Genomic DNA, 25,042 nt, shown 5'->3' with positions numbered 1-25,042 from the left:
AGACGGCATTCGTCTGTGCTGCGCAGTACTAGCCGCGGGCACCCATCAGGTGCTCCATCGCGAGTTGCTGGAGGCGAACGAAGCCGAAGCCTTCGCCATCGAAGAAGCGTTCAGGCTTGAAGTCTTCGAATGATGCGCGGTCTGCGAGGAAGTCATCGTACGACTCGCCTTCACCGAGCGTGGGAACCCTGAGCTCAGCAACCTTTGCCGCAGCCAGAGCTTCCTGCACCTCTGAATCAGCACGGAAAGCCGCAGCGCGCTCCTTGAGCATCAAGTACATGCTCATATTGGCCTTAACTGATTCCCACACGCCCGTGCTGTCTTCGGTGCGCGAGGGCTTGAAGTCGAAGTGACGGGGGCCGTCATAGGAAGGGATGCCGCCGGGGCCACCGTTTTCGAGCAGGTCGACGAGCGAGAACGCATTCTGCAGATCGCCGTGACCGAAAACGAGGTCTTGGTCGTACTTGATTCCGCGCTGACCGTTGAGGTCAATGTGGAACAGCTTGTTGGCGTGCAGCGCTTGGGCGATGCCGTGGGTAAAGTTGAGTCCAGCCATCTGCTCGTGACCCGTCTCAGGGTTCACGCCGACCAGCTCGGGGCGTTCGAGGGTGGCGATGAAGGCCATCGCGTGACCAAGAGTCGGGAGCAGGATGTCGCCGCGAGGCTCGTTCGGCTTGGGCTCGATCGCGAACTTGATGTCGTATCCCTTGTCGGTGACATAGTCACCGAGTAGGTTCACGGCTTCGCGGTAGCGGTCGAGTGCGGCACCGATGTCCTTAGCGGAGTCGTACTCGCTGCCTTCGCGGCCACCCCACATAACGAAGGTTTTTGCTCCGAGTTCGGCGGCGAGGTCGAGGTTGCGCATGACCTTGCGGAGCGCGAACCGGCGAACGCCACGGTCGTTGGAGGTGAAGCCGCCATCTTTGAAGACGGGGTGGCTGAAGAGGTTGGTCGTCACCATGGGAATCACGATGCCGGTGTCAGCCATGGCCTTCTGAAGGCGGTCGATCTCGTGCTGGCGTTCGGCGTCCGTTGCTTCGAACGGAAACAGGTCGTCGTCGTGGAATGTCATGCCCCAGGCGCCGAGGTCCGAGAGCTTGTTGACCGCGAAGACGGTGTCGACAGGCGCGCGCGTCGGGCCACCAAAGGGGTCGGCTGCGGCCCATCCGAAGGTCCACAGACCGAACGAGAACTTATCGTCGCGAGTGGGGGTGGGTACGGACATGGTTACTCCTTGAATAGTGGTGACGAGTGGAAAGAACGGGGGCGTGGTTAGCGCTTATTGCGGGCGGCGAAGCGTTGCTGCAGGAGAACTGCCAGCACGATGATGACGCCCTTGGCGACGGCCTGAACCGACGTGTTGAGGTTGTTCTGGGTGAACACGTTAGTGAGGGTCGCGAAAATCAGGACGCCGAATACGGTGCCAACAATCGTTCCGCGACCACCGATGAGCAGTGTGCCTCCGACAACGACGGCAGCAATAGCGTCGAGTTCATACAGAGTGCCGTGCGTTGAGGTGCCGGCGGTCGTGCGTCCGAGAATCATGACGGCCGCGATGCCTGCGGTCATGCCAGCAATCGCATACAGGTAGACGGTGTGGCGCTTGACCTTGAGGCCGGCGAGGCGAGCTGCTTCACGGTTGCCACCGATCGCGATCGTGCGGCGCCCGAACGTGGTGCGGTTGAGCAGGATCCAGCCGAGTGCGGCAACCACGATGAAGATCCAAATCAGGATGGGGATGCCCAGAAAGTCGGCACGGAAGACTTCAATGAATTCCTGCGATCGCACGATCTGAGTTGAACGGTTGGAGAAGATCTCCGCAAACCCACGCGCAGCAACGAGCATGGCGAGAGTCGCCATGAAGGCGACAACGTTGCCATAAGAGATCACGATTCCGTTGACGATTCCGGCGAGGGTGCCGACCAGAATGGCGACGATAACCATCACGATCCACGACGTCTGCTCGGCGAAGGTCTGGATCACCGAGAGCGTCGAAATCACGCTCGCAAGCCCCATAACGGAACCCACCGAAAGGTCGATGCCGCCACCGATGATCACGAAGGTCATGCCGATGCTGAGCACACCGATGATCGAGGCGAACCGGATGATGGTGAGAATGTTCTCAAAGTTGGTGAACCGTTCGCCAGCGGTGAGGGCCCCAATCGCGAACAGCACGAGTAGCGCGATAACGAGCCCGAGGTTGCGGCCGGCGCTGCTGGACATGACGCGCGAGAACCAACTGCGGCTGCTCGGGGTCACGATGTCGGTGGATTCCGTGGCCGGGTTGGGGTGCTCGGCTGAGGGAACGGTGGGCTGCTCGCTCACGCGGCACTTCCTTTCATCACGAGATCGAGCACTCCGTGCTCGTCGATCTGGGTGGCTTCTGTTGTGGTGAGTACGTGACCGTCGGCAATGACGAGCACGCGGTCGGCGAGACCGAGGACTTCCTCGATCTCGCTGGAGACGACGATGATGGCGGTGCCGGCGGCGGCCAGGCGACGAATGAGGGCGTAGATTTCGGCGCGGGCTCCGGCATCCACTCCTCGGGTGGGTTCGTCGAGGAGCAGCACGGAGGTTCCGTGAACAAGCCAGCGGGCCAGCAGAATCTTTTGCTGGTTACCGCCAGAGAGGCTGCCTGCAGGATTGTCGGGGTCGGCCGGGCGCAGTTCGAGTGCCTCAATTTGTTCGACAGCGGCAGCCCGTTCGGCGTTCTCATTGAGGAACCCGAAGCGAGCAAAGCGGGCAAACGAGGAGAGGGTCACGTTGGTGAAGATGGGCTGGTCGAGGAGCAGGCCCTGGCTCTTGCGTTCTTCGGGGGAGAGCCCAACGCCATGCTCGACCGCATCTGTAACGGAGCCGGGGGAGAGTTGTGAACCGCTGACCCGCACGGTGCCGGTGCTGGGCTTGCGGGCGCCGTAGATAGTTTCGAGGATCTCAGAGCGGCCCGATCCCACGAGGCCAGCGATGCCCAGAATCTCGCCCGCGCGCACGCTCAGGTCGACGCGATCGAAGACGCCTTTCAGCGAAAGGTTCTCGACCGTGAGCACTTCAGGGGAGTCGGCGGGCACGGGCACTCGCGCCGGGAACACGTTGTCGATGTCGCGCCCCGTCATCAGGCGAATGAGTTCGCTCGTTGACGTATCGGCGACGGGGAGGCCATTGGCGGTGCTGCGGCCATCCTTAATGACGGTGATGCGGTCACCAATTTCGCGAATCTCCTCGAGGCGGTGAGAGATGTAGACGACAGCAACGCCGGATGCCGTGAGTTCATTCACGACCCGGAAAAGGTTCTTGACTTCCTCAGAGTCGAGCACCGCCGATGGTTCATCCATGACGATGAGTTGAGCGTTGCGAGACAGGGCGCGGGCCATGCTCACGATCTGTTTGTTCGCGGGGGAGAGTGATCCCACCTCGCGGCTGGGGGAGAGGTTTCCATGACCGAGCCGATCGAGCAGCTCGGTGGCGCTCTTGTTAGCGCGGGAGCGTTGGGAGAACCCACCGGTAGCCATCTCGTGGCCGAGGTAGATGTTTTCGGCGATGGTGAGGCCATCGACGACATCCAGCTCTTGGTACATCGTGGCGATGCCGAGTTCGAGGGCGGCAACAGGGTTGCTGATGGTGACGAGCTCACCGTGCCAGCGCAGCGTGCCTTCGTCGGGAGTGTGCACGCCGGCGAGCATTTTGATGAGGGTGGATTTGCCCGCACCGTTTTGGCCCAGGATGACGTGCACTTCGCCGGGAGCAATGGAAATGTCTACGCCTTTGAGGGCGCGCACCGCACCGAAGCGTTTGGTGGCGCCGCGCACCTCGAGCAATGCGGGCTCATGGTCGACTTTGATCATGGTGGCAACATATCAGACGTTGGAGCCGCGGGGAATGGGAATTTCGCAGATGTAGCGCCCCGGAATGCCGGGAATTCGTCATTCCCTACGGGTCATCTTTATCGGACGAAGTTGCGAGCACTGCGGGGGAAATTGCGGGTCACTCGCCCACCAAAATACCTGTTGACGCGGGAAGCATCTCTGTTATGTTGTTCCAAACGTCAATGTGGACACAGCCAAACCCCTCCTCGTGAGATCCGGTTTAGCTAACGCACCTCCCGTTGGCGAACACCACTGCATTTCACTTACCTAGGAGGACGTACATGTTGGCAACTCGCATGAGCCGCAAGCTGCTCATCACCGCGGGGGCATCGATCGCCGTCGCAGGCCTACTCGGAGGCTGCACGGCTGGCACCGCAGAAAACAACACCACAACCGGTGGAACCAGTAGCGAAGAAAACGAAGCCGCCGGTGACACCATCACCATCGGCTTCTCTGGCCCCGCCGCCGACCACGGCTGGCTCGGCGCCATCAACTCAGCCGCGATCTCAGAAGCGGAAAAGTACGAAGACATCAACCTCGTTGTTGCCGAAGGCACCAACGACGCCAACCTGCAGATCAGCCAGGTCGAGACCTTCATCAACGACGGTGTTGATGCAATCGTTCTGCTGCCCACCGACGGCGCAGCGCTGACCGAGGTCGCCATCAAGGCGATGGAAGCCGGAATCCCCGTGATCAACGTTGACCGCGAGTTCTCCAGCACGTTCGCCGCTCGCGTCACCATCCTCGGTGACAACTACGGCATGGGCGTCAGCGCCGGAACCTACATTTGTGAGCAGCTCGGCGACAACCCCGACGCCGTGATCGCAGAAATCGCCGGCATCGACTCGCTTCCTCTTACTCAGGCGCGCAGCGAAGGATTCGCCACTGCACTCGACACCTGTGGCCTCGAGGTTTCTAACCGCGTTGCTGCCGACTTCACCATCCAGGGCGGCGAAGCAGTGACCTCGCAGTTGCTCTCCGCGGCCCCTCAGATCGACGCGATCTGGAACCACGATGACGACCAGGGAATTGGCGTCCTCGCTGCCATTGCTGCCGCAGACCGCGATGAGTTCTTCATGGTCGGTGGCGCCGGATCCGCAAACGCAATGCGCGAGATCCAGTCGGGCGATGGCGTGCTGCAGGCGACGGTAATTTACCCGTCGACGCAGGCTGCTGACGGCATCCGTCTTGCTCGCCTGATTGCTCAGGGAAAGTCGCTGAGCGACATCGTTGAGGTCGAGGTGCCCAAGCGCATCGTTCTCAACGCACCGGTAGTCACGAGCGACAACGTCGACGAGTACCTGCCGACCGCGTTCGAGTCCTAAACCGCATGAATGGAGTGCCCGCCCGGATACTCTGGGCGGGCACTCTGGTCGGTATCTCGCACGCGATAGCTGACCAAAGAACCACACAACGAAGTGAAAGGGTCACGCACGATGTCAGATAAGCGCCACTTGAAGGTTGCAATGATCGGTTACGGCTTCATGGGAGCCGCTCATTCACAAGGCTGGAGGGTTGCGCCCCGATTCTTTGATCTGGATGCCCAGCCAGACATGCAGGTGCTGGTCGGACGCAATGCCGAAGCAGTGGCGGATGCCGCAACTAAGTGGGGCTGGGCAGAAACCGCCACCGACTGGCGCGAAGTTATCGCTCGCGACGACATCGACATCGTAGACATCGTGACCCCGGGTGGATCGCACGCTGAAATCGCGATTGCCGCTCTCAACGCTGGTAAACACGTGCTGTGCGAAAAGCCGCTCGCAAACTCGGTAGAAGAAGCAGAGCTGATGGCGGCGGCCGCGAACGCTGCGGCCACGAACGGGGTGATCTCCATGCTGGGGCACACCTACCGTCGCCTTCCGGCAACAACGCTGGCCAGGGATCTCGTGGCCGCGGGCAAGATCGGTGAGATTCATCAGGTGCGGGCTTGCTACCTGCAGGACTGGCTCACCGACCCCGAGACGCCGCTCGTCTGGCGCCTCCAAAAGGACCTCGCGGGCTCAGGATCGCTCGGCGATATCGGCGCCCACATCATCGACCTCTCGGAATACATCACCGGAACCCACCTCGTTGAGGTCTCCGGAACGATGGAAACGATCATCAAACAGCGCCCCGTGCTCGAAAGCACGGCCGGGCTCGGCGGCACCGGCGGAACCGAAATGGGCGACGTCACCGTCGACGACGTCGCACTCTTCACCGGCCGCTACGACAGCGGAGTGCTTGGATCCTTCGAAGCCACTCGCTTCGCGACCGGCCGCAAAAACGGTCTGCGCATCGAAATCTTCGGATCCCTTGGCGCCATCAGCTTCGACCTCGAACGCCTCAACGAACTGCAGTTCTTCGACGCGATAGCGCCCACAGAGACGCAAGGCTTCACCACCATTCTGGTGACCGAGCCCGAGCATCCGTACATCGCAGCCTGGTGGCCCGCCGGGCACATGCTCGGCTACGAACACGCGTTCAGCCACCAAGCCAAAGACTTCATTGACGCCGTGACCAGCGGCACTCCCGCATCGCCCTCCTTCGATGACGGAGTTCACGTGCAACGCGTGCTCGCCGCCGTCGAAGAAAGCTCCAACGCCCGCAGCGCGTGGACAACCATCTAGCAGAACTGGAGAAAACCATGACTCGACCAATTACCCTCTTTACCGGCCAGTGGGCTGACCTCCCTTTCGAAGAAGTTGTTGAGCTCGCCGCAGGGTGGGGTTACGACGGACTAGAAATCGCCTGTTGGGGTGACCACCTGGACCCCAGCCGCTGGGATGACGCCGCTTACGTTCAAGGCAAGCTCGACCTTCTCGAAAAGCACGGCCTCAAGGTGTGGGCCATCTCTAACCACCTGCAGGGACAGGCGGTCTGCGACGACCCCATTGACCAGCGCCACGAAGACATCCTGCCGCCGGCAATCTGGGGCGACGGGGATGCCGAAGGTGTGCGCCAGCGTGCCGCCGAAGCCATGAAGAACACGGCTCGCCTTGCCGCGAAACTCGGCGTGAAGACCGTGATTGGGTTCACCGGCTCGAGCATCTGGAAGTATGTCGCGATGTTCCCGCCCGTGAGCCAAGAAGCAATTGATGCCGGCTACCAAGACTTTGCCGACCGCTGGAACCCCATCCTCGACGTCTTCGATGAGGTCGGTGTGCGGTTCGCTCACGAAGTGCACCCCTCCGAGATCGCGTTCGACTACTGGACAACAGTGCGCACCCTCGAAGCCATTGGCCACCGCGAAGCCTTCGGTCTCAACTGGGACCCCAGCCACTTCGTGTGGCAAGACCTCGACCCCGTGAGCTTTCTCTGGGACTTCAAAGACCGCATCTACCACGTGGACTGCAAAGACACGAAGAAGCGGATGGACAACGGCAAGAACGGTCGGCTCGGCTCGCTTCTTGCCTGGGCTGATGGCCGTCGCGGTTGGGACTTCATCTCCACGGGTCACGGAGACGTGCCGTGGGAGAGTAGCTTCCGCATGCTCAACCAGATCGGCTATGAAGGCCCCATTTCGGTGGAGTGGGAAGACGCTGGAATGGACCGCCTGATCGGAGCACCAGAAGCTCTCGAGTTCGTGCGCCGTCTCGCTTTCGACCCGCCAGCAGCGGCGTTTGACGCAGCCTTCAGCTCGAAGTAACTATGCTGAACTGTCGAAAGGAACGTGAGTGAACGCGGACGTACGAGCTGAGCTCCGAGGGAACAACTTCGATGTTGTTCGTCGCCGCAACCTCTCCATCCTTCTCGGCCGAGTGCATGCGCTCGGGGGTATCTCCCGCGCCAAGATGACCCACGAGACAGGGCTCAACCGCTCAACAATCGCCGACCTGGTTGCCGAACTTGTGCAACTGGGGCTCGTCGTTGAAGCCGGTCCCGACCAGACCAGTCTGGTCGGGCGGCCCAGCTCTGTCATCGTTCCGAGCGAACACATCGTCGCCATCACCGTGAACCCGGAGGTGGATGCCGTCACGATCGGGCTCGTAGGGCTCGGTGGTCGCGTCATCCGCCAAGTTCGCTACGACACCGGGCGCCTTCTCAGCGCACGCGAAGCAGTAAACATTTCTGCCGCCGTCATCGCCGGGATGAAGGGTGAGCTCGATTCGAACTACCGCACCGTAGGGATCGGTATCGCCGCTCCTGCCCTGGTGCGGGAGAGCGATGGAGTGCTGGCGCTGGCCCCACACCTGGGCTGGATCGACGAACCCATTGCCGACATGATGCGCGAAGCGACCGGCTACCCCGTTTATGTTGCCAACGATGCGAGTCTCGGTGCCGTAGCCGAGTCGGTGCGTGGTGCCGGCGTAGATGGTCAAGAGCTGATCTATCTCAACGGTGGCGCGAGTGGTATCGGTGGAGGCGTCATCACGGGCGGTGCGCTGATGACCGGTACCACGGGCTACGCCGGAGAAATCGGTCACACTCTCGTCAACACCAACGGTCTTGATTGCCACTGTGGGGCCATCGGATGCCTCGAAACCGAGGTGCGCCAAGAGCCGCTTCTTGAGGCGGTCGGTCTCGACCTCTCGCAGCCCGACCAGCTGGATGCCCTGCTCAAAGAGCGCTACGTCGCCGGCGACCCAGCAGTTGTCGCAGTTGTCGACTACCAGATCAGTTTCCTTGCCCGTGCGCTCGCCAATGTCGTGAATATTTTCAACCCTGAAGTCATCGTGCTCGGCGGGTTTTTGGCGTCGTTGCTTGCGGTGGCCGAAGAGTCTCTGACCCGGCAAATGCGACGGTCAGCGTTGGAGGAACCAGGACTCGCAGTGCGTTTTGCGCCGGCGACCTTCGGCGACGAAATCCTCACGCTCGGTGCCGCTGAGCTCGTCTTCTCGCACCTCATTGCGGACCCAGCGGCGACCATGCGGCCCACAGTCGAGCGCTCTCTGCCCGACGCGGAAGCGCATCCGGCGTAATTTACCTCCTGTTTACAGGGCCGGAATCCCCGCGACTAATTCGTGTCAGTGGTTGTGTCAGACTTCTGCGAACACCATGGTTGGCACGCTCGACGGATACATCGGTTCGGTAGGTTCATGCCCAGAAATGATGCTCGGCCCACGCTCGAGTCGCCTCTGCGTGTTCCGAGCATGCGCACCGAGCGATTGGTACTACGCCCGCATCGGTTGGCAGACGCCGAACGGTGGCACGAAATCCAGTCAAGCCCGCACGTGCGCCAGTACACGACGTGGCCGCAGCGCACCGCGCGATCCTCCTTGCGGCAGCTGAAATTGAGAACACGGCAAACGCAGATGCGCCGCGTGGATGACGTGCTGGCGTTGGCCATTGAACACGACGGCGAGCTGGTGGGCGAGATCACCCTGCAGTTGCGGTCGCTCACGGCCGCTGCGCGGTGTCTTGAGGTGAGCTGGATTGTTCATCCCGCGTATCAGGGCCAAGGAATCGCGTACGAAGCGATGCGTCCCCTGCTCGCCTATATGAGAACCACCATTGAGGCGTTACTGCTCGTGGCGGTCGTGCACCCCGCCAATGCTGCTTCGGTTGCGCTCGCTCACAAACTGCACCTTCACCCTTTGCCGGGCACCGCCGATCGCACGGTATTTGTCGGCAGGAATGGGCCCCTCGCCGCGCTACCGTGAGGGGAGGGAGCGACCGCGCTAGAGGGCTCGTTCGCTGGTGCGGCCGGTGCTAACGTGGCAGCCACCGTCGAAGGGAATATCCCGTGTCAAAGAAGACCTATTCACCGGAACAACAAGTCGACCGACTGCGCGTCTACAACGTTGTGGCGGGCAGCTTGCACCTGCTGCAGGCAATCGGCTTTGCGATTGTTCTCACAATGCTCAGCACTCAAGTGCTGTTCGCCGTTACGGCCGACTACCTGGCTGGCCCTCCCGGAGCGCCCATTCCGCCCGAGCGGGTGACCGTTTTTGAGGTCAATATCGGCGTCGGCGTTGTGGCTTTTCTCGCGCTCAGCGCGTTCTTCCACTTTCTGGTTTCGAGCCCGTGGTTCTTCGGGCGCTACAAGAACGGCCTTCTCGAGAGCCGCAACTACTTCCGTTGGACCGAGTACTCGCTGAGCTCCTCGATCATGATCTGGCTCATTCTCGCGATCAACGGCGTCACCGATATCGCCGCACTATTCGCGGTCTTCGCCGTCAACGCCGCGATGATTCTGTTTGGTGCTCTGCAAGAGAAGTACGAGAAGCCAGGATCGGGCGGGATGCTGCCCTTTATTTTCGGATCAATGGTCGGCGTCGTGCCGTGGATTCTTATCCTCATCTACTTCTTGCGACCGGGCAGTGCGAATGAAGTAGCGGCCCCCAGCTTCGTCGTCGGCATCGTGATTTCGCTCTTCGTGTTCTTCAACACGTTCGCGCTCAACCAGTGGCTGCAATACAAGCAAGTGGGAAAGTGGAAGAGCTATCTGCAGGGGGAGCGCACCTACATCACGCTCAGCTTGGTCGCGAAGACTGCGCTCGCGTGGCAAGTGTTCTCGGGCGCCATCATCCCGGCACTCACGAGTTAGCGGGCAGAAGGCCTCCAGATTAGTTAGACCACTTGGTGGGGCAATAACGCTGATCGCGCTGGGCCGATAGGGTTAGTCGGGTCGGTTCTACTCACGCTCTGCGTCGACGATTTCAACCACGTGCGTGTGACCTGAACTGATTGTGGATCTGACGATGAATAGTGCTGCCTCTAGCCCCGCGCCGATTGCCGGCCGGCCCGCGAACAGGATGGGGCGAATCGCCGCAGTCCTCGTCGCGTCTGCTCTGGTTGCGGCTGGTTCCGCTATCGCCGCGACCCCGGCCTATGCCTTCGCCGTCTTGATCACTCAGGATGGGATGACGTTTGAGGGCGACGACTTTGACCCGGCTGCTGGTGCAACCGTCACCGCCTACAACCCCACGGCCGCAAGCGGCGGCACCGATGCCGATATCCCTTCGTCAGTCACGATCTCTGGCGACACTTACCCCGTGGTTGCTATTGGTTACGCCGCGTTCCGGGATGAAGGGCTCACGTCGGTCGTTATTCCGAGCAGTGTTAAAGTCATCGGCAACTCCGCGTTCGAAGCCAACTTCTTAGATTCTGCAGTGATCCCCAACTCGGTGACGTCTATCGGCGATTCTGCTTTCAACTACAACAGATTGACAACCGTGACTATCGGGAATTCGGTAGAAACTATCGGAGATGACGCGTTTGAGGACAATGATCTAGGGACGGTGGTGATTCCGGATTCTGTCACCACGATCGGCGAGTACGCGTTTTACGAGAACTCCCTCACGTCGGTGACATTGGGCAGTTCCCTCGTAACGATCGAAGAGTCTGCTTTTGAGGACAATCTGCTCACCTCAATCACTTTTCCCGCGTCTATCGCGGCCATCGGGGCTGGCGCGTTTGAGGGCAACGATTCGCTGTCCGACGTTGTATTTCTTGGCGCGGCTCCCACAATGTTCGTTCCGGCGGGTCTAAACGGGGCCTTAGGTGCGTCTTCGCCAACCCTTGTGCACTACGGCAGTGCCTTCGCTGATCCTGCAGCTGCAGCGGGATTCACTACCCCCACCTGGCAGGGCTACAACGCCGTCCCGAACCCCATCGTGACTTTTGACCTCTCCGGCCGTGGCGTCGCGATAGCACCGAAAGAAGCAGTGTTCCGCACCGCCATTTCGGCCCCGACTGCGCCCACAGCAGCCGGCTATACATTCGAGGGCTGGTACACGGATGCTGCGCTGACGACTCTTGCCGATTTCTCCACGCTGATCACTGCCGACACCGCGCTGTTCGCCGGTTGGAGTGCGGTCGCTGCTGCGGATGCCGAGCCGATGCTCGCGGCGACGGGCAGCTCAGCTCCGCTTCTGCCGATCGGTGCACTGGCAGCGTTGCTTCTCGCCGCCGGAATTGTGTTGCGACGTCGGATGGCCTGACTTGCGCGTTAGTTAAGAAATGCCCCGCAGTGTCAGCTGCGGGGCATTTCTATTTCACGCGAGGTGTGTGGTGTGTGCCGTTCGGGTCGGCCGTCACGAAACGGTTAGAGGCGAACGATCGCCTTGCCGGTGTTTGCACCGTTCATCATGCCGTTGAAGGCGTCGAGCGCATTGTCGATGCCATCGGTGATGGTTTCGTCATAGGCGATCTTTCCTTCGGAGAGCCATCCCTGCATTGCCGCACCGAACTCGGGGGCGAGGTGGAAGTAGCTCCCCATGGTGAAGCCCTTGATGGTCAAACCACGGGTCACGATGTTTGCACTGTTCTTGATGCCCTCATCCTTGCCGTTGATCAATGACATGACGCCGCAGACTGCCACGCGGCCGCCGTCCTTGAACGCGCCGAGTGCTGCCGAGAGGTGCTCGCCACCCACGTTGTCGAAGTAGACGTCGATGCCGTCGGGTGCTGCAGCATCCAGCTGGCCAGCAACGTCGCCATTCTTGTAGTTGAAAGCGGCGTCGTAGCCGTACTTGCTGGTGAGGAGCGCAACCTTCTCGTCGGTGCCGGCTGAGCCGACGACGCGTGCTGCACCGAGGAGGCGGGCGATCTGGCCAACCATGGTGCCGACTCCACCTGCTGCACCAGAAACGAAGACGGTGTCGCCTTCCTTGATGTGTGCGATCTGGGTAAGGCCGGTCCAGGCGGTAATTCCAGTGATGCCGAGAACGCTGAGGAACAGCGAAGGCGAGATGCCGGGAACGTTCGGGAGCGCCGTGAACTGGCCAGCAGGAGCCTGCGCGATGTCGCGCCATCCGAGCTGGTGCTGAACAAGAGTTCCAACAGGCAGTGATGCATCGTTCGACTCGATGACTTCACCAACGGCTGCGCCGCCCATGGTCTCGCCGAGGTTGAAGGGAGCAACGTACGAGCGCCCTTCGTTCATGCGACCACGCATGTAGGGGTCAACGGAGAGGAAGGTGTTGCGTACGCGAACATCGCCGTCAGCGAGCTCGGGGAGCTCGATCTGAACCTTCACTACGTTGTCGGTGGTCGGAACGCCGGTGGGGCGTGAGGCGAGCTGCCACTGGGTGCTTGTAACAGTTGTCATGAAAATCTCCTTGAAATTGATGAAGTGTGAAAAGTGGGAAGTGTGTGGTTATGACTTGTCGGCGACGATGCGCTCGGCAACGGCGACGGATGATGCGGGGTTCTGACCGGTGTACAGCGCGCCATCAACGACGACGTATGGGGCGAAAGGTTCTGCTGCCTTCGAGTAGTCGGCACCCAGCTCAACGAGGCGGGTTTCGACGAGCCACTTGACCTTGTCGGCGAGACCACCGAGTTCTTCTTCGGTGTTCGCGAAGCCCGTCATCTTGCGACCCTTGAGGGCCCATTCGCCGGTTGCCTTGTCGTTCGCGGCGAGCAGTGCTGCCGGAGCGTGGCAGAGCACACCGAGTGTCGTGTTCGATTTCACGGCTTCAACAATGAGCTGGCCGGAGTTGTCGTCGACGGCGAGGTCTTCCATGGGGCCGTGGCCTCCGGGGTAGAAGATCACGTCATAATCACTGGCGTTGACGGCATCCAAGCGGAGCGGATGCTGCAGCACAGACTGGAGGTCGACGATGCGGGTCTCAAAGTCAGCAAGGCGCTCGGCGGAACCGACGCCACCTTCGCTGAGGCTGATCGCATCAAAAGTGGGGGCAACTCCTGCGGGGCTGGCTACCTGAACCTTCCAGCCAGCTTCGGTGAAGATGCGGTATGGCTCAAGGAACTCTTCTGCCCAGACGCCAGTGGGGTGCTGCGTTTCGTCAGCGAGCGTCAGGTAGGACGCTGCCGAGAGGACCATCAATACGTTTGTCATGCTGACTCCTTACACAACCATGGTGCTCGTTTCCGAGCCCGTTGGTTTCTTATCAAACCAATTGGTTCGACAGTACGTCGGCGTGTAGGCTAAGTCAAACCAACCGGTTCGATTAGGGGGTGTTTGGTGGTTTCGACAGAAATGCCGCGTGATCAACTCCGTGGCCGCGAAACAAAACAGCGCGTAATTGAGGCTGCAGCAGCCGAATTTGCGGAGTACGGCGTTGCTGGTGCGCGCATAAACCGCATCGCGGAAACAGCGAAGGCGAGCAAGGAACGTATTTACGCCTGGTTTGGCGACAAAGATGCTCTCTTCGATCACGTCATGCAGACCGGGCTTGACCGCCTCGCTCATGCTGTGCCGATCGATGCTGATCTCGTGGAATACACCGTGCGACTGCACAACTACTTCGTCAACGACCAGAGCGCGCAACGGGTCACCATGTGGGCCTGGCTGCACGATGCCGAAACGCTCGGATCATTCTCTGAAGGGCGCGTCGAGGGCTACAAACACAAGCTCGAAGTGATCGCCGACGCCCAGCAACGAGGGGTCGTCGATTCCTCGTGGAAGCCCGAAGAGCTGCTCGCTCTGCTGCTGTCCGTTGCCAGCAACTGGGAGCGCGCACCAGCAGAACTGCGCTCCATCGGATGCCCCGAGTTCGCGGGCAGCGAGAAAGCCCGCTGCGACTCCGTGCGCGAAGCCGCCCGCCGGCTCGTAGAGCCCCACTCCTAGTAGCCCGGCGACGGCATCCGTGGGGTGTCCGGGTTCGTTCGGGATCATCCAAATCGCACGGGTGCAGTGCTCGCAGGGGGTGTACTGGACCCAGACGACTAGACCCGTGAGTACCGACAGGGGCGGCATGACAATACACACCAGCGACGATAAACGAGCTATTTCCGCCATCCTCAGCGAGGTGATGATGCAGGCGGATAGCCGGCTCGTTACCGCATCATGCGTTGCGCCCGACCTGGTCGCGATCATCGAACGCACCGATGTCACTCGCCTCAAGGGAATCAGCAAACTGGAATTCGCTGCCGTCACCTCTGAGCTGCGCCGAGCGCTCACCGCCTACAACGCGAACCACCATACGATCGCGCTCGAGGTAGCGGAGAAAGCGCGACACCTGAAGAACCACGATCGTGGACGGATGCTCGCTCAGGGCCTGCTTGTGGCTCTTGCGGTGGGCGGATTCTTCGTCGTTCCGTTCGCGATGGTCTTCTCGCTCGTCATTCTTGTCGGAACGTTCGCCATGCGATCGGTGTGGAGCGCTCGCCTTGGGGAACGCGCCGAAATGCTGTCCCACGCCTTCGAAGGTCCCGAGGCAGAGCTGCGGGAGAAGCTAGGCACGACCCCCGCGCAGGCGCGACAAACGATGTGGTCGAGCGCGACAGGCCTCTGCGCGCGCGCCGACGCTCTCTATCTCGAGTCGCTCGAACCAGCGCAACGAGCGTCAGAACTCGCGACGCGCCATCAGGACGCGCAGCGCTGGGCCGATCGTCGGTTCGCGCGGCAGTTCGGGAGCGAGCGATCGCACGACGAACGGTCGGCGACCTCTCCGGGGCTCAGCGTCGCGTGTTGAGTGCTGGGCCGTCGCGGCGGCTGATTTCGGACAGGCCAAGCCTGCCGAGCAGGTGAATGATCGCGAGAGCCGCGTAACCGGTGATGAGCTTGTCGGCGAGTGAGATCGAGATGTTGACGGTAAAGACCGACGCCCACAGGCCGTCGCCAATCGCCCGCAGCGTCGCAATAAAGTCGTCACCGGCGTGACCGGCAACGCCTCCAAACACCAGCACGGTGATGGGGACAGCGGTGATCGTGCAGGCGAGCGCCACTAAGACGTTGAGCAACAAAAAACGTAGCCGGGTCTTATCGAGGTGCCAGAGTCGCGCCCCGTAACCCCAGACGAGCGCCCCCACAACATTGACGATCGCGTAGGCGAGGGTCGCGGGCACCGTAGAAAAAACCCCGACGACGTTGGTCGAGAGCCCGACGAGGGCTCCCTGCCAAGGCCCAAGCACGATCGCGACGACCGCGGTTCCGATCATGTCGAGAAAGATGGGCAACTCAAACTTTGAGACAACGCTGCCGCCGAATAGGTTGAGGCCGACAGCCGCGACCATCAAAACGACGACAAAAGCGAGCCGTGAATCGGAGTTCGGGGTCGGGTTCAGCGGCGCGTTCGGGGTCTGCGCTTTCGCCGTTACACGAACCGCAAGACAGCGAGTTCGCCAGGCTTCTGCCTCACGGTCGTCGCGGCCAAGGGCGATGACAATTTCGGCCACAAGCTCGGCATTGATACGGCTTCGTCCGGTGCGGAAGATGTCGAAGACCGTCGAACGGGCAACGCGCGCAGCGGCAGGATTGACGCCGTTTTCCTCACGGCGATGAGCGATGCGCGATGCAAGCTCGGAGTAGGACACTTCTCCGGCGGCGATCCGCAGTCGTTGCAGGTCATCCGCTATCTGATCGAGAGAGTCGGCAGGCAAAGACGAGTGATCTCTCCCAGTGCTCACGTCTGCCCCAGACTCTCGACGCCTGCAATAGGCCCATTCGATTCTGATTGTGCCACAGCGAAACGAGAGAACAGCCCGAGGTAACCCGAACTGGGTGGGGCTACTCGGGTGGACGGCTCGTGCTCGACCGCACGATGAGCTCGTAGTCGATCGGTGAGTTTTCGGGGATCTCGGGATGCTTGCCAGGCACGAGCAGGTTCATCAGGATCTCGACGGCATGCTCGCCCTGAGCCTGCGGGGACTGCGACACCGTGGTGAGCCCGAAGAACTCGGAGAGTTCGTGGCCGTCGATTCCCATGATGGAAATATCGCGCGGCACTACGAGGCCAAGGTCTCTGGCGGCCAAAATGCAGCCGATGGCCATCTCATCCGATGAGGCGAAGATTGCCGTCGGGCGCAGTAGCGGGTTGCCAAGCAGCTGCTTAGCGGCGTGATAGCCACCCTGAATGGTGAAGTCGGCGGTGGCAAAGAACTCTGGTCGTGGCTCAATTCCCGCTTCGCGCAGAGCAGCTTCGTAGCCGTGGCGCCGATTCGTGGGGATGTGAAATTCGAGATCGTAGTCTTCAGAGCCACCGATGTGAGCGATCTTGGTGTGGCCGAGCGCCAAAAGATGGCCGGTGGCGAGGCTCGACACGGCGTCGTCATCCAAGGTCAGAGTGCGCACTCCGTCAATGGGGCCACCGACTCCGACTGCTGGCCGGTCGAGGGCATGCAGTCGCTGCACTTCAGTGGGAGAGAGCTTGAGGGAAACAGTAATGATGCCGTCGATGCGCTTGCGTTGCAGAAAGACGTCGAAGACCTTCTCGCGTTCGGCGACGCTGCCCGAAAGGTTGTAGAGAGTGACGTCATAGCCGTGGCGCATCAGCGCTTGCTGGGCGCCTTCCACCACGGACGTGAAGAACCAGCGGGTCAAATACGGCACCATCAGTCCGACGTTTTTGGTGCGGCCCGATGCCAAACTCGACGCGCTCGACGAGACAACGTAGTCGAGAGCGGCCGCAGCCTCCGTCACTTTGAGACGCGCAGCCGCCGATACGGGGCCATTGCCGCTGAGCGCCCGAGATACGGTCGCAGTGGACACACCAGCGCGCTGAGCAACATCTTCGATGCTAGCCATCAGTTGCCCTCCGTTGGATTCTGACGAGAATGGATGCCGCCCTACAGCGGTCGCGCCGCTGCTGATTCTATCGACCGGCATCCATTCGCGAGAATTCGGTGCCGCGTTGGTCTATGCCCTCAGCCACACTGTCGTGTCTGCCGGCAGTTGATCGTCGACCAAGGGGCCGCTCGACAGCAGCACGTCGCCGGCCGGCAACGCCACGCCGGTGTCGCCGGTGTTGGCAAAGACACGCACGTCGCCGGTGCGGAAACCGAGCACGGTGTCGGTGCCGGTGTCGAGCCATTCGAGCTCGTTGGTTGCCAACTCGTGAGCGCGGCGAAGGGCGAGAGCGTTGCGGTACAGCGAGAGTGTCGAGGTGCTGTCGTCGCGTTGGGCGTCGCGGGCGAGAGTTGCCCATTCTTCGGGTTGCGGCAACCACGAGGCATCCGTGGGGCCGAAGCCGTAGGAGGGGGAGTTCGCCTCCCACGGGATCGGAACGCGGCAGCCGTCGCGGCCGTAGCGCTCACCATTGGTGCGGAACCACGTCGGGTCCTGGCGAGCCTCATCGGGGAGGTCGATTACTTCGGGCAGGCCGAGTTCTTCGCCCTGATAGAGGTAGGCACTACCCGGCAGGGCGAGCATGAGGGCGGTCGCGGCGCGGGCGCGACGAAGACCCAGCTCGGGAATCGGGAGGCCGGCAGACTTCGGTCCGATGCCGTGACCCTGCGGGTTCTCGGCGGTCAGCGCGAGGCGCGACGCGTGACGAACAACATCGTGGTTCGAAAGCACCCACGTGCTGGGTGCTTCTACGGCAGAGAACGCACTGATCGAGGCGTCGATCACGGAGCGCAGCGGGCCAGCAGCCCACGGTGTCTCGAGGTAAGGGAAGTTGAAGGCCTGGTGCATCTCATCCGGACGCACCCAATTGGCCATCTCGGTGAGCGGATCGACCCACGCTTCGGCAGCCAAAATGCGCTCGCCGTCGTAGCTGTTCAGAATCTCGCGCCACTCGCGGTAAATCTCGTGCACGCCATCTTGAGCCCAGAACGGTGCGCGGGATGCGGCAAGCTCGGCGTCAGTCGTGCCGGCCCCGCCCATGCTGCCGCCGGCGACCGGGGGAGTCCAGTCGGGCAGGCCGTCGGCTTTGATCATGCCGTGGGCGACATCCACCCGGAAGCCGTCCACGTCACGGTCGAGCCAGAAGCGAAGGATGTCGGCGAACTGGTCGCGCACCCAGCGGTTCTCCCAGTTGAAATCGGGTTGGGTGGTGTCGAAGAGGTGCAGGTACCACTGACCGAGCGTGCCATCGTGGTTCGTTGTGCGCGTCCAGGCGTCGCCACCGAACACCGACTGCCAGTTATTGGGTGGCAGCTCACCGTTCTCGCCCAGGCCATCGCGGAACATGTAGCGGTCGCGCTCGGGGCTACCGGGCTCGGCGGCAAGCGCGGCCTGGAACCATCGGTGGTCGCTTGAGGAGTGATTGGGCACGAGGTCGACGATGACCCGCAGTCCAAGCTCGTGGGCGCGACTCGTCATCGAGTCGAAGTCATCGAGCGTGCCGAACAGGGGGTCGACGTCGCAGTAGTCAGCAACGTCGTAGCCGGCATCGCGCTGCGGTGAGGTGTAAAACGGCGAAAGCCAGACGGCGTCGATGCCGAGCTCAGCTAACTCGGGAAGGCGGTCGCGGATGCCGAGCAAATCGCCCATCCCATCGCCGTTTGCGTCGGCAAATGACCGCGGGTAGATCTGGTAAATAACGGCGGAGCGCCACCATTCGGTGTCCTGAAGCACGGAAGTCATAGCCGCCACACTATCGCCATCGGCACTAAAAGCTAAGCGCTTCCACATTGTTCTTCTCATTCCTCTTGCCGTAAATGCTGAAAATTTTGTGAACGACTGTTGCCGAACCCTGCCTATAGGAGGTATACATGGAAGCGCTTGCAGTTTGCAATGCTTTCACTGACGAAAGGCAGCACCAATGAGGGTGAACAACAAAGGACTGTGGGCCGTAGGCGCACTCACAGTTACTGCATCGCTAGTACTAACCGGATGCACAGCAGCATCCGACACAGCAGATAACAGCGCCGGAACCGGCGAAGCACTCACCGTGTGGGTCGACGCCGACCGCGCGGCCGTGCTCAAAGACGCCGCAGCAGACTTCACTGCCGAGACCGGTGTCGAAGTGAAGCTTGTACAAAAAGAATTCGGTGACATTCGCGACCAGTTCATCGCGCAAGTGCCCACCGGAAAGGGCCCCGACGTTGTCATCGGCGCCCACGACTGGCTCGGAACCTTCGTGACCAACGGTGTCGTTGCTCCCGTCGAACTCGGAGACAAAGCGGATGCCTTCCAAGACGTCGGAATCACCGCCATGAGCTACGAAGGCCAGGTCTACGGCGTTCCTTACTCGATCGAAAACATCGCTCTCGTGCGCAACACGGCCCTCGCGCCGAGCACCCCAGCGACCTTCGACGAGATGGTCACGATGGGCGAAGCCGCCGGAACCGAATACCCGTTCTTGGTAGGGCTCGACCCTGAAGCGGCCGACCCGTACCACCTGTACCCCTTCCAGACCTCGTTCGGTGCACCCGTCTTCGGCACCGCCGCTGACGGAAGCTACGACGCCGACGCTCTCGAAATCGGCAACAACGGTGGCGATAAGTTCGCGGCCTGGCTCGGTGAACAGGGCGCCGCAGGCGTACTCAACACCAACATCACTGGCGACCTCGCCAAGGAGAAGTTCATCGCCGGAGAATCGCCCTTCTACCTGACCGGACCATGGAACGTGCCCGCCGCCGTCGAAGCAGGCATCGACGTTGCGATCGACCCGATCCCCTCCGCCGGTGGCGAAACCGCACAACCATTCGTGGGAGTGCAGGGCTTCTTCGTCAGTTCTAAGAGCGAGAATGCGCTCGCCGCAAACGAGTTCATCGTGAACTACATGGGCAGCGAAGAAGTGCAGACCGCACTGTTCGAAGTTGGCGGACGCGCACCAGCGCTCACGGCATCCTTCGAAGCAGCAAGCGCCGACCCGATCGTTGCCGGATTCGGTTCCGTCGGAGAAAACGCTGTTCCCATGCCGTCGATCCCCGCTATGGGAGCCGTCTGGGAGTTCTGGGGTGTCACCGAAGCCGCCATCATCAACGGCGGCGACGCAACGTCGCTCTGGCAGAAGATGTCAGGCGACATCGAAACCGCTATCGCCGGATAGCTCACGGTGGCCGCCCGTCTGCATGCGAGCGGCCACTTCCGCTGCACCACCGAGCCGGGCACTGCGTTCTCAGAACGCAGTCCCGGTTCGCACCGCTCGACTGACCTGCACGCCTTCAATGGAGAATCCCCGTGACGACAACCCCCGAGACTGATCCCGGCCCCATCCGGCAGTCTGCCCGCGCGAAACGTGCGACCAGAATTGCGGATGCCGCAGCCGGTGGCTGGAAAATTGTCGCCGTCAAGATTCTGGGTCTCGGTGTCGTCGACGCCATCGCGATCTATGCGCTGTTCGTGCTCGTGCGCAGCGAATCGTGGCTCGTGGCTGGACTCGTCGTTGCGGTCACGTTGCTCGTCAACTGGATCTACTTCTCCCGCGGAAAGCTGCCCGCCAAGTACCTCGCGCCGGGCCTGATCTTTCTCGCGATCTTCCAAATCTTTGTGCTGCTCTACTCGGGCTACATCGCGTTCACGAACTACGGAACCGGCCACAATTCCACGAAAGCGGATGCCGTCAATTCGCTGCTGCTGTCATCGCAGAACCGCGTCGCCGATTCGCCAAACTACCGTCTCACGGTGCTCGAGCAATTGGGCGAAATCTCCTTCCTCGTCACCGAACCCGACGGCAGTGTGAGCATCGGTGGCAACGAACGGCCACTCAAAGAGGTGCAGAACGCCCAGCTTGAGGGAGGTGTCGCGGTTGGACTCGACGGGTATACGAGTCTTGGCTTCCAAGACATCCTCGGCAAGCAGACCGAAATCGCCGCCATCAGCGTCCCACTGACCGACGATCCCAACGACGGCATGCTGCGCACCCCCGACGGGTCGAGCGCCTTCCTCTACACCTCGTCACTCGACTACGACGAAGCCGCCGGCACCATGCGCGACAAGAATTCCGGCATTACGTACTCCGACATCGGCACCGGCGCCTTCACCTCGGATGCCGGCCAAGAGCTGCTGCCGGGATGGAAAATCGAGGTCGGACTCGACAACTTCGTTCGCGCGTTCAGCGAGGACTCCATCCGTGGTCCGCTGATTAGCGTGACGGTATGGACCTTCGCGTTCGCGTTCCTCTCGGTCTTCACGACCTTCGCGCTCGGACTGTTCTTGGCGATTGTGTTCAATGACAAGCGGATGAAGAGTCGCAAGTACTACCGCATCATCATGATCTTGCCGTACGCCTTCCCTGGCTTCCTGTCGGCACTGGTGTGGGCCGGAATGATGAACCAGGAGTTCGGCTTCATCAATGTGGTGCTGCTCGGCGGAGCCGAAGTGCCGTGGCTCACGAACGAGTGGCTGGCCAAAGGCTCGATACTGTTCGTGAACCTGTGGCTCGGTTTTCCGTACATGTTCTTGGTGACGACGGGGGCGCTGCAGGCAATCCCTGAAGAGCTCACCGAAGCTGCGACAGTGGATGGCGCTAAGCCGTGGGCCATCTTTAGATTCGTCAAGCTGCCCCTGTTGTTGGTCTCGGTTGCGCCGCTGTTGATCTCGTCGTTTGCGTTCAACTTCAACAATTTCAACCTCATTTACATGCTCACCAACGGTGGGCCGCGCGATGTCTCCGCGGGGGTGAATGTTGGTGCCACGGACATCCTGATTTCGATGGTCTACAAGGTCGCCTTCGTGGGAGCCAACCGCGATTACGGCCTCGCGAGCGCGTTCGCGATCATCATCTTCATTCTGGTGGCGGGCATCGCCATCATCAGTTTCCGTCGCACGAAGTCGCTTGAGGAGTTGAACTGAGATGGCTGCAACAACTCAGAAGCAGAACCCGGATGCCGCCGTGCGCTCGGACGTAGTCGTCGGTCACCCGAAGCGGCCCTTCAAGCGCTATTTCCGCGAGACCGGCTGGCGTCACCTCATCGGAATCGTCATGTCGATCTTCGCGGCGTTCCCGCTGCTCTACGTGTTTAGTGCGTCGCTGAACCCCGGCGGCACCCTCGTGACCGCCAACTCGCTCTTCTCGAACTTCAGCTTCGAGAGCTACGTCGATCTCTTCAACCGTCCGCAACAGCCTTACGCGGCGTGGTTCGGCAACACTCTGCTGATCGGCGGTATCTCCTCGCTCGGCACCGTCTTCCTCGGGGCTCTCGCGGCATATGCCTTTTCGCGCATGCGGTTCATCGGCCGCCGGGTGGGGCTGCTCACGCTGCTGCTCGTGCAAATGTTTCCGCAGTTGCTCGCGGTCGTCGCCATCTTCTTGTTGCTCTCCGGAATCTCCGAAATCTTCCCGGCAATCGGGCTCAACAGCCAAATCGGGCTCATCATGGTCTACCTCGGTGGCGCGCTCGGAGTGAACACCTACCTGATGTACGGGTTCTTCAACACGGTTCCGTCATCCATTGATGAGGCGGCGAAGATCGATGGCGCCGGTCATGCGCGCATCTTCTTCACGATCATCCTGCGCCTCGTTGCCCCGATCTTGGCGGTCGTGGGCCTGCTGTCGTTTGTCGGCACGACCAGCGAGTTCGTGATCGCGAGCATCGTTTTGATTGATCCTGATAAGCAGACCCTCGCGGTGGGTCTCTACCAATTCGTCTCTCAAGAGTTCTCGCGCAACTGGAGCATCTTCGCCGCCGGCGCCGTGCTCGCCGCGATCCCGGTGATGACCCTGTTCTTGTTCCTGCAGAAATACATCGTCGGCGGGCTGACCGCAGGAAGCGTGAAGTAATGGATGCCCTTCTCCCGCACCACGATGGCTCGGCGCTACACGTCTCGACTCAGACTCCCGCTCTCGGCGACGCCGTCACTCTGCGTCTTCGAGTGCCGGTCGGCTACGGCCCGCTGAAGGCGGTGCGGGTGCGCGAGAATCCCGACCACGAACCACGCTGGACGGATGCCCGCCTCACCGGAACCGCGGCAGGCTGGGACTGGTGGCAGGCCGACATCGTGGTCGAGAATCCGCGGCATGGCTATCGGTGGTTGCTCGTGCACGAGGGAGCGGCTGGGGCTTCTGATGCAGCGGCAGCGCCAGCAGGCCACGGCAACGCAGGCCGTATCGAGTGGCTCAACCAGAGCGGGCTGCACTCGATCGAGACGCTCGACTCCGAAGACTTCGCGCTGCTCGCGACTCCGGCTGCTCCCGAGTGGTTGGCGGAGACGGTGATGTACCAGGTGTTCCCCGATCGCTTTGCCCGGTCATCCGCCGCCGACGCTCACGCCAAGCCCGAGTGGGCGATTGCCGCGCGCTGGGACGAGCCGGTTGATCCGGTGCTGCCCGGCCGCTCGCAGCAGTTCTATGGGGGAGACCTCGATGGCATCACCGAGCACCTCGATCACCTGACCTCGCTCGGCGTGACGATGCTGTATCTCACGCCGATCTTCCCGGCCCGCTCGAACCATCGCTATGACGCGTCGAGTTTCGTGGATGTCGATGAGCTGTTGGGCGGGCGCGAAGCGCTGATCCGTTTGGTCGACAATGCCCACGCTCGCGGTCTCAAAGTCATTGGCGACCTCACGACGAACCACTCGGGCTCTGCGCATGAATGGTTCCAGGCCGCGCTCGGAAAGCCGGACGCGCCCGAGGGCGACTTCTACTACTTCACGAACGACGAGCACACCGAGTACGTGGGCTGGTTGGGCACTCCCAGCCTGCCGAAGTTCAACTGGAACTCGACCGAGCTGCGTCGGCGGTTTATCGAGGGCGACGATTCGGTGGTCGCGCACTGGTTGAAAGAGCCCTACAACTTCGACGGTTGGCGCGTGGATGTCGCGAACATGACCGGGCGCATGGGCGCGGAGGATCTCAACGAGAAGGTGCGGCAGATCATCCGTCGCACCATGGAAGACGTGAACCCGGACACGGTGCTGTTGGCGGAGTCGACGAACGATGCCGCGAGCGATCTGCAGGGTGATGCGTGGCACGGGGCGATGACGTACCCGTCGTTCACGAGGCCGGTGTGGGGCTGGCTCACCGAACCCGGTGACACCTCGCACGTCACCGCGGATGGCTCGATCGACCCCGAGGCGTGGTTCTTTGGGCAGCCCATCGGCGGCATCCCGAACTACAGCGCACGCGACTTTGCGGAGATGACGGTGCGGTTCACGGCCAGCATTCCGTGGCGCATCCGGCTCGGCAACATGAACGCGCTCGACACTCACGACACCGCGCGGTTCCGCACGCATGCGCCCGCCGAGAACGTGCCGCTCGCTCTCGCACTCTCGGTGACGCTGCCGGGAGTGCCCGTCGTCTTCGCGGGCGACGAGTTCGGTCTCAGCGGCGACGATGGCGAAATGTCGCGCACGCCGATCCCGTGGGGAACCGAAACCGACCCCGCCGTGGCGCCCACGCTCGACGTGTACCGCCAGCTGATCGCGCTGCGGCGTGAGCTGCCCACGCTCTCGCACGGCGGCCTGCGCTGGCTACACGTTGCCGATGACGCGCTCGTCTTCGTACGCGAGGATGCCGCCGCCACCGTTCTGGTGGTTGTTGCGCGCTCGCCGCTGACCGTGACGCTGCCGGCCACTGTGCTCGGTGTTGAGCTGGGGGCGGATGTTGCGAGCCCCGCGTTCCTCTCCGGCGACGCGACTCTGGCATCCTCCGCCGCCGGGCTCACGCTCTCGGCGGCCGGTCGCACCTGCGCTATCTGGACTCTGCCAGGGGTCGCGCACCCCGCTGCGCGCTGAGGTG

The 25,042-nt window shown here is 61.7% G+C and carries 21 protein-coding genes; 13 read left to right on the top strand and 8 right to left on the bottom strand.

The features are described from left to right. Nucleotides 1-28 precede the first annotated feature (28 nt). The 3 genes from xylA to I6E73_RS12775 are packed head-to-tail and all read right to left on the bottom strand — an operon-like array spanning nt 29 to nt 3,842. Complete coding sequence (gene xylA, locus I6E73_RS12785) at nt 29-1,225, bottom strand: xylose isomerase (protein ID WP_197126088.1); 1,197 nt, start codon at nt 1,223-1,225, stop codon at nt 29-31. Nucleotides 1,226-1,272: 47 nt separating this feature from the next. Continuing rightward, on the bottom strand, nt 1,273-2,325 hold the full coding sequence (locus I6E73_RS12780) for an ABC transporter permease (RefSeq protein ID WP_307784310.1): 1,053 nt from the start codon (nt 2,323-2,325) through the stop codon (nt 1,273-1,275). After that, the gene (locus I6E73_RS12775; RefSeq protein ID WP_197126086.1) at nt 2,322-3,842 is read right to left on the bottom strand and encodes a sugar ABC transporter ATP-binding protein; all 1,521 of its coding nucleotides are present in this window, start codon (nt 3,840-3,842) and stop codon (nt 2,322-2,324) included. Before I6E73_RS12775 ends, I6E73_RS12780 begins: the two co-directional genes overlap by 4 nt. Nucleotides 3,843-4,144: 302 nt before the next feature. On the opposite strand from I6E73_RS12775, the gene I6E73_RS12770 reads away from it, so the two are divergent. The 7 genes from I6E73_RS12770 to I6E73_RS12740 all read left to right on the top strand — a co-directional run bounded on the left by I6E73_RS12770 (nt 4,145) and on the right by I6E73_RS12740 (nt 11,725). Further along, a complete protein-coding gene (locus tag I6E73_RS12770) occupies nt 4,145-5,188 on the top strand; it encodes a substrate-binding domain-containing protein (protein WP_197108224.1) in 1,044 nt (347 codons plus the stop codon). A 111-nt stretch (nt 5,189-5,299) separates the two neighbouring features. Beyond that, nucleotides 5,300-6,469, top strand: a complete 1,170-nt coding sequence (locus I6E73_RS12765; RefSeq protein WP_231600921.1) for a Gfo/Idh/MocA family protein — start codon at nt 5,300-5,302, stop codon at nt 6,467-6,469. Between the two features lie 17 nt (nt 6,470-6,486). After that, nucleotides 6,487-7,488, top strand: a complete 1,002-nt coding sequence (locus tag I6E73_RS12760) for a sugar phosphate isomerase/epimerase (RefSeq protein ID WP_197108222.1) — start codon at nt 6,487-6,489, stop codon at nt 7,486-7,488. Between the two features lie 28 nt (nt 7,489-7,516). Then, entirely contained in the window at nt 7,517-8,761 is a 1,245-nt protein-coding gene (locus tag I6E73_RS12755; protein ID WP_307783961.1) for an ROK family protein, read from the top strand. A gap of 117 nt (nt 8,762-8,878) precedes the next feature. After that, entirely contained in the window at nt 8,879-9,442 is a 564-nt protein-coding gene (locus I6E73_RS12750) for a GNAT family N-acetyltransferase (RefSeq protein WP_197108220.1), read from the top strand. A gap of 83 nt (nt 9,443-9,525) precedes the next feature. Then, the gene (gene heR / locus I6E73_RS12745; protein WP_197126083.1) at nt 9,526-10,329 is read left to right on the top strand and encodes a heliorhodopsin HeR; all 804 of its coding nucleotides are present in this window, start codon (nt 9,526-9,528) and stop codon (nt 10,327-10,329) included. 154 nt (nt 10,330-10,483) lie between these two features. Beyond that, a complete protein-coding gene (locus I6E73_RS12740; RefSeq protein ID WP_197126075.1) occupies nt 10,484-11,725 on the top strand; it encodes a leucine-rich repeat protein in 1,242 nt (413 codons plus the stop codon). A gap of 104 nt (nt 11,726-11,829) precedes the next feature. On the opposite strand, the gene I6E73_RS12735 is transcribed toward I6E73_RS12740, so the two are convergent. Both I6E73_RS12735 and I6E73_RS12730 read right to left on the bottom strand, forming a co-directional pair. Further along, on the bottom strand, nt 11,830-12,834 hold the full coding sequence (locus I6E73_RS12735; protein ID WP_197126073.1) for an NADP-dependent oxidoreductase: 1,005 nt from the start codon (nt 12,832-12,834) through the stop codon (nt 11,830-11,832). Between the two features lie 48 nt (nt 12,835-12,882). After that, nucleotides 12,883-13,587 (bottom strand): type 1 glutamine amidotransferase domain-containing protein, encoded by a 705-nt coding sequence (locus tag I6E73_RS12730; RefSeq protein ID WP_197126072.1) that lies wholly within the window; start codon nt 13,585-13,587, stop codon nt 12,883-12,885. A 141-nt stretch (nt 13,588-13,728) separates the two neighbouring features. On the opposite strand from I6E73_RS12730, the gene I6E73_RS12725 reads away from it, so the two are divergent. After that, nucleotides 13,729-14,319, top strand: coding sequence for a TetR/AcrR family transcriptional regulator (locus I6E73_RS12725; protein WP_231600920.1), 591 nt, complete (start codon nt 13,729-13,731; stop codon nt 14,317-14,319). 127 nt (nt 14,320-14,446) lie between these two features. After that, nucleotides 14,447-15,166, top strand: coding sequence for a hypothetical protein (locus tag I6E73_RS12720; protein WP_197126068.1), 720 nt, complete (start codon nt 14,447-14,449; stop codon nt 15,164-15,166). Here I6E73_RS12720 and I6E73_RS12715 read toward each other — a convergent pair. The 3 genes from I6E73_RS12715 to I6E73_RS12705 all read right to left on the bottom strand — a co-directional run bounded on the left by I6E73_RS12715 (nt 15,150) and on the right by I6E73_RS12705 (nt 18,999). Continuing rightward, a complete protein-coding gene (locus I6E73_RS12715; RefSeq protein ID WP_197126067.1) occupies nt 15,150-16,073 on the bottom strand; it encodes an ECF transporter S component in 924 nt (307 codons plus the stop codon). The two genes, I6E73_RS12720 and I6E73_RS12715, sit on opposite strands and share 17 nt — an antisense overlap. Nucleotides 16,074-16,200: 127 nt before the next feature. Continuing rightward, nucleotides 16,201-17,217, bottom strand: coding sequence for a LacI family DNA-binding transcriptional regulator (locus tag I6E73_RS12710; RefSeq protein WP_197108197.1), 1,017 nt, complete (start codon nt 17,215-17,217; stop codon nt 16,201-16,203). A 111-nt stretch (nt 17,218-17,328) separates the two neighbouring features. Continuing rightward, complete coding sequence (locus tag I6E73_RS12705) at nt 17,329-18,999, bottom strand: glycoside hydrolase family 13 protein (protein ID WP_231600919.1); 1,671 nt, start codon at nt 18,997-18,999, stop codon at nt 17,329-17,331. 178 nt (nt 19,000-19,177) lie between these two features. Here I6E73_RS12705 and I6E73_RS12700 point away from each other — a divergent pair, with 178 nt between their 5' ends. From I6E73_RS12700 to I6E73_RS12685, 4 genes are all read left to right on the top strand, one after another. Continuing rightward, a complete protein-coding gene (locus I6E73_RS12700; protein ID WP_197126065.1) occupies nt 19,178-20,410 on the top strand; it encodes a maltose ABC transporter substrate-binding protein in 1,233 nt (410 codons plus the stop codon). A gap of 131 nt (nt 20,411-20,541) precedes the next feature. Beyond that, a complete protein-coding gene (locus tag I6E73_RS12695; protein ID WP_197126063.1) occupies nt 20,542-22,155 on the top strand; it encodes an ABC transporter permease subunit in 1,614 nt (537 codons plus the stop codon). 1 nt (nt 22,156) lies between these two features. Next, nucleotides 22,157-23,083, top strand: coding sequence for a sugar ABC transporter permease (locus I6E73_RS12690; RefSeq protein ID WP_197126061.1), 927 nt, complete (start codon nt 22,157-22,159; stop codon nt 23,081-23,083). Further along, entirely contained in the window at nt 23,083-25,038 is a 1,956-nt protein-coding gene (locus I6E73_RS12685) for a glycoside hydrolase family 13 protein (RefSeq protein ID WP_197126059.1), read from the top strand. The genes I6E73_RS12690 and I6E73_RS12685 overlap by 1 nt, the downstream gene beginning before the upstream one ends. The last annotated feature ends 4 nt before the right edge of the window (nt 25,039-25,042 follow it).

Source organism: Salinibacterium sp. SWN248 (assembly GCF_015864575.1).
Taxonomy (GTDB): Bacteria; Actinomycetota; Actinomycetes; order Actinomycetales; family Microbacteriaceae; genus Rhodoglobus.
The sequence above is the reverse complement of the archived record's forward strand: the minus strand, read 5'-3'. Positions and strand labels throughout refer to the sequence as shown.